Origin of the sequence: Streptomyces sp. NPDC057654, assembly GCF_042800135.1 — a bacterium.
Taxonomy (GTDB): Bacteria; Actinomycetota; Actinomycetes; order Streptomycetales; family Streptomycetaceae; genus Streptomyces.
On record NZ_JBHVHQ010000742.1, the window covers coordinates 1 to 4,351 of the forward strand.

General features: G+C 75.5%; 4 protein-coding genes and 1 riboswitch. Of the genes, 1 reads left to right on the forward strand and 3 read right to left on the reverse strand.

Going from position 1 to position 4,351, the window contains the following annotated elements:
- The 3 genes from ACFU99_RS34855 to cobG form a co-directional block, all read right to left on the reverse strand.
- Nucleotides 1-833: precorrin-2 C(20)-methyltransferase (locus ACFU99_RS34855; RefSeq protein WP_384399968.1), on the reverse strand; the 833-nt coding region annotated here is incomplete at its 3' end.
- A gap of 62 nt (nucleotides 834-895) precedes the next feature.
- Nucleotides 896-1,531, reverse strand: coding sequence for a precorrin-8X methylmutase (locus tag ACFU99_RS34860; RefSeq protein ID WP_384399958.1), 636 nt, complete (start codon nucleotides 1,529-1,531; stop codon nucleotides 896-898).
- A gap of 108 nt (nucleotides 1,532-1,639) precedes the next feature.
- Entirely contained in the window at nucleotides 1,640-2,947 is a 1,308-nt protein-coding gene (gene cobG / locus ACFU99_RS34865; protein WP_384399961.1) for a precorrin-3B synthase, read from the reverse strand.
- 373 nt (nucleotides 2,948-3,320) lie between these two features.
- Nucleotides 3,321-3,394, forward strand: a riboswitch (cobalamin riboswitch).
- 187 nt (nucleotides 3,395-3,581) lie between these two features.
- On the opposite strand from cobG, the gene ACFU99_RS34870 reads away from it, so the two are divergent.
- Nucleotides 3,582-4,351, forward strand: a 770-nt coding sequence (locus tag ACFU99_RS34870) for a cobaltochelatase subunit CobN (protein ID WP_384399965.1), incomplete at its 3' end; no start/stop codon positions are given.

Sequence of the window (4,351 nt, forward strand, 5' to 3'; positions counted from 1 at the left end):
TGCCGCCGCTGACCCGGCCGTACGGGCACCCGGTCCAGGTACGTGGTGTAGCCGACCAGGTCGTCGGCGGCCGCCAGCTCGCCGCGGGCCTCCGGCGTCAGCCACAGCGGCCCGGCCGGGCCGAGGCCCACGACCACGACCTCGCCGTCCTGCGCGACGGGCGCCGCATCGATCCTGCTGGGCAGCACGGCCACCGCGAAGTACGGCACCGACTCCGGATCCACGTCCGCCAGCCGGCCCGTACGCTCCCCGCTCATCGTCGCCCGCTCCACGTACCGCGCCTCGGGGAGCCGGCCCGAGCGCTCCAGCGCGCCCTTCACCGCGGGGAATGTCCGCCCCAGCTTCATCACCACCGCGGAGTCCGTCGAGGCGAGGCGCGCCGCCAGCTCCTCCTCGGGCAGCGTGCCCGGCAGGATGGTCAGCACCTCCTCGCCCTCCACCAGCGGCTCGCCGAGCCGGGCGGCGGCCGCGCTGACCGACGTGACGCCGGGGACGACCTCGGTCGGATAGCGGTCGGCGAGCCGCTTGTGCATGTGCATGTACGAGCCGTAGAACAGCGGGTCGCCCTCGGCGAGCACGGCGACGGTGCGCCCCGCGTCCAGGTGCGCGGCCAGCCGGGCCGCCGACCGCTCGTAGAACTCCTCCATCGCGCCCCGGTAGCCGCCCGGATGGTCGGTGCCCTCCGTGGTGACCGGGTAGACCAGCGGCTCCTCGATGTGGTCGGCGCGCAGATGGCGCTCGGCGATCGAGCGCGCGATGGAGCGGCCGTGCCGGGCGCTGTGGTACGCGACGACGTCGGCCGCGCCGATGACCTCCACGGCCCGTACGGTCATCAGCGACGGGTCGCCGGGGCCGAGCCCGACCCCGTAGAGCCGGCCGGTGGTCTGCTGCTCGCTCACTCTTCCTCGCTCGCTATCGCGTTGATCGCCGCCGCCGCCATGGCGCTGCCGCCGCGCCGCCCCCGCACCACCAGGTGCTCCAGGCCCGACGGGTGGGCGGCCAGCGCCTCCTTGGACTCCGCGGCGCCGATGAAGCCGACCGGTATGCCGATGACGGCGGCCGGGCGCGGTGCTCCCGCCCCTCCTTCGTCCACCATTTCCAGCAGCCGGAACAGCGCGGTCGGCGCGTTGCCCACCGCCACCACCGCGCCGTCGAGCCTCTCGCGCCACAGCTCCAGGGCGGCGGCGCTGCGCGTGGTGCCCAGCTCCTTCGCCAGGTCCGGCACGGACGGGTCGGCGAGGGTGCAGATCACCTCGTTGTCCGCGGGCAGCCGCTTGCGGGTGACGCCGCTGGCGACCATGTTGGCGTCGCACAGGATGGGCGCCCCGGCGCGCAGCGCCTCGCGGGCGCGGGCGACGACGCCGGGGGAGTAGGCGAGATCACGGACGAGATCGGTCATCCCGCAGGCGTGGATCATCCGCACCGCTACCTGGGCGACGTCGGGCGGCAGAGCGCCGAGGTCCGCCTCCGCGCGGATGGTGGCAAAGGACTGGCGGTAGATGGCCGCCCCGTCCTTCTCGTAGTCGAACACTGTTCCTCACATGCTGGGATCCTGGGGATCGCTTACTGGGTGTGCTGGGTGTGCTGAGTCAGGTGGGTTTGGTGGGTTTTGGGTGTGCGGTGTCGGGCCGGACGCACGCTACGCGGTGCGCGCCGCCGCCACCGCCTCGGCCAGTCGCGGCCCTGACACGACGAGCTCGGCCGGTCCGTCGCCCGGTACGGGCCGTACGGTGACCCGGTAGCCGTCGCCCGTCGCCAGGACGTCGACCCAGTCGCCGCCGGGGTGGCCGCAGCGCCGCTCGCACCCCGACCAGTACACCGGGAGCCCGCCGCCGCTCCGCCCGGAGAGGGCCGCCGCCGCGTCGGCCCGTACGTCCGCGAGGGACTTCGCACATCCGGGCCGGCCCGCGCAGGCCCCTGCTCCGTGCCAGGGCGATGCCTCGCTGGTGACGAAACCGGCGTCCGCCAGCGCCGCCAGCCGTGCCGGGGCGGCGGCCCGCAGGCCGGGGAGGACGATGCCGCGCCAGGGCGTCACGCGCAGCTCGCCGTTCCCGTCCTGAGCGGCCGTCTCGATGAGCAGTTCCCACTGGGCGACGGTCATCCGGCCGAGCGGCGCCGCCACCGAGAGGGCGTACGTGCCGCCGTACGGGTCGGGGACGAGGCCGGGGGCGGGCGGTGCGCCGAGCGGTGGCGCGGTGTGGGGGAGCGGGGTGCTGCCGATGCCTGCGGCGGCGAGGCGCGCGGCCAAGCCGCTGGTGCGCGGGCGGTGGTCCTGGGGAAGGTCGGTGACGCGCCAGGCGTCGGTGCCGCTGCCGTCGCGTGCGCTCAGGAATTCATGGGCCGCCAGCACGGCGGCTCGGGGGGCGTCTTCGGCGGCCAGTTCGAGGGCCGGGCCGCCCGCGCCGTAGCCGAGGGTCGTACGACCGTCCTGACCTGCGATCAATGTCACATCGGGGAGGAGCGCGGCCACGTCGCCGCGGCCGTCGTCGAGGCCGAAGAGGAAGCGGCCCGAGAGCCGGGCGGTGTCCGGGTCCGCGCACAGCAGCGCGTCCAGCTCGCGGGCCCAGGTCTGTACGTCCGCGTGCCCGGCGCCGTCGAGTCCGGCGAGGGGGGATGCCGCGATGTTGCGTACGCGCTCGTGCCGGTCGGAGGGGAGCAGGCCGGCCATGCGCAGCCGGACCGCCAGTGCCGCCCCGCGGTCGGGGGCGAGGCCGCGCACCTGGACGTTGCCGCGCGAGGTGAGGTCGAGACAGCCGTCGCCGAGCTCCGTCGCGAGGTGGGCCAGCGCCGTTGCCTGACGAGTCGTCAGGAGTCCGGCGGGGATGCGGATACGGGCCAGGGCGCCGTCCGCGGCGGGGTGCGGGCGCAGCGCGCCGGGGCATGCGTCGTCGCCGTGCCGGGCGGTGGGCCGGGCCCCTGGCGGGGTGGGTGCGGGGGCGAAGGGCATGGCCGCGAGCATACCGAGGCGTTCCACTTGGGTGGGTGCCGGTGTTTCTCGCGGTGCCCTGCCCCGGACCCCGGTCCTCAAACGCCGGACGGGCTGGGTGGGGCTGCTGTGCGTCCTCGGCCGCCGCGACGGTGCTCTGTCCTCAAGCGCCGGACGGGCTGGATGGGCCGGATTGGGCTGCTGTGCGTCCTCGGCCAGGCGGCGGGATGGGGTTGCGGTCTTTGTCCTCAAACGCCGGACGGGCTGGTTTGGGCTGAAGGGCGTCCTCGGCGCTGGGCGGGTGCTGGGTAGCTCCGCAGCTCGGAAGGTATAGCGCTTACTATGCTCACCGGCGGATCATTCGGTCCGCCGGACGCCAGCGACGGCGCCAGGGGAGGAAGCCGGTGAGACTCCGGCACGGTCCCGCCACTGTGAGCACGGCAGCGATGCCGGGCGAGTCAGGAACTCCCGCCGTCCTCCCACCGCCCGGGGCGCGGACCCCGAGGAAGGCTTGCCGCCGCATGCGCATGTTCCGGCTCCGCGCGCCCCGGACGTACCCGCTGTCCGCCCGCCGCTCCGCCGCGGGCTCCCGTACCCCCAGCCGCCGGGCCCCCTCGGCCACCCGGCCCGGAACGACTACGCGAGGCGAGTTCCAGTGATCCTGCTGCTGTCGACGTCCGACACCGACCTGCTCAGCGCGCGCGCCGCCGACGGGCCCGTGCCCTACCGGCTCGCCAACCCGGCCCGACTCGACCTGAGCGAGCTGCCCGGCCTCCTCGACGGCGTCCAGCTCGTCGTCGTACGGCTGCTCGGCGGCGTACGCGCCTGGCAGGAAGGGCTCGACACCCTGCTCGCCGGGGACCGGCCCGTGGTGGTCCTCACCGGCGAACAGGCCCCCGACGCCCAGCTGATGGAGGCGTCCACCGTCCCCGTCGGCATCGCCGCCGAGGCGCACGCCTACCTCGCGCACGGCGGGCCCGCCAACCTGGAGCAGCTCGCGCGCTTCCTCTCCGACACCGTGCTGCTCACCGGCCACGGCTTCGAGGCGCCCGCGCCCGCCCCCACCTGGGGCCCGCTGGAGCGCACCCCCCGGCCCGACGCGAGCGGCCCGCGCATCGCCGTGCTCTACTACCGCGCCCACCACATGAGCGGCAACACCGCCTTCGTCGAGGCCCTGTGCCAGGCCGTCGAGGACGCGGGCGGCACGCCCATGCCGCTGTTCGTCGCGTCCCTGCGCGCGCCCGAGGCCGAGCTGGTCGACGCGCTCGGCGCGGCCGACGCCGTCATCACGACCGTCCTCGCGGCCGGCGGCACCAAGCCCGCCGAGGCGTCCGCGGGCGGCGACGACGAGTCGTGGGACGCGGGCGCGCTCGCCGCCCTCGATGTGCCCATCCTCCAGGCGCTGTGCCTGACCGGGCCGCGTAC

Coding starts and splice junctions, on each gene's coding strand:
- cobG (WP_384399961.1), bottom strand. CDS start 2,947: ATGCCCTTCGCCCCCGCACCCACCCCGCCAGGGGCCCGGCCCACCGCC.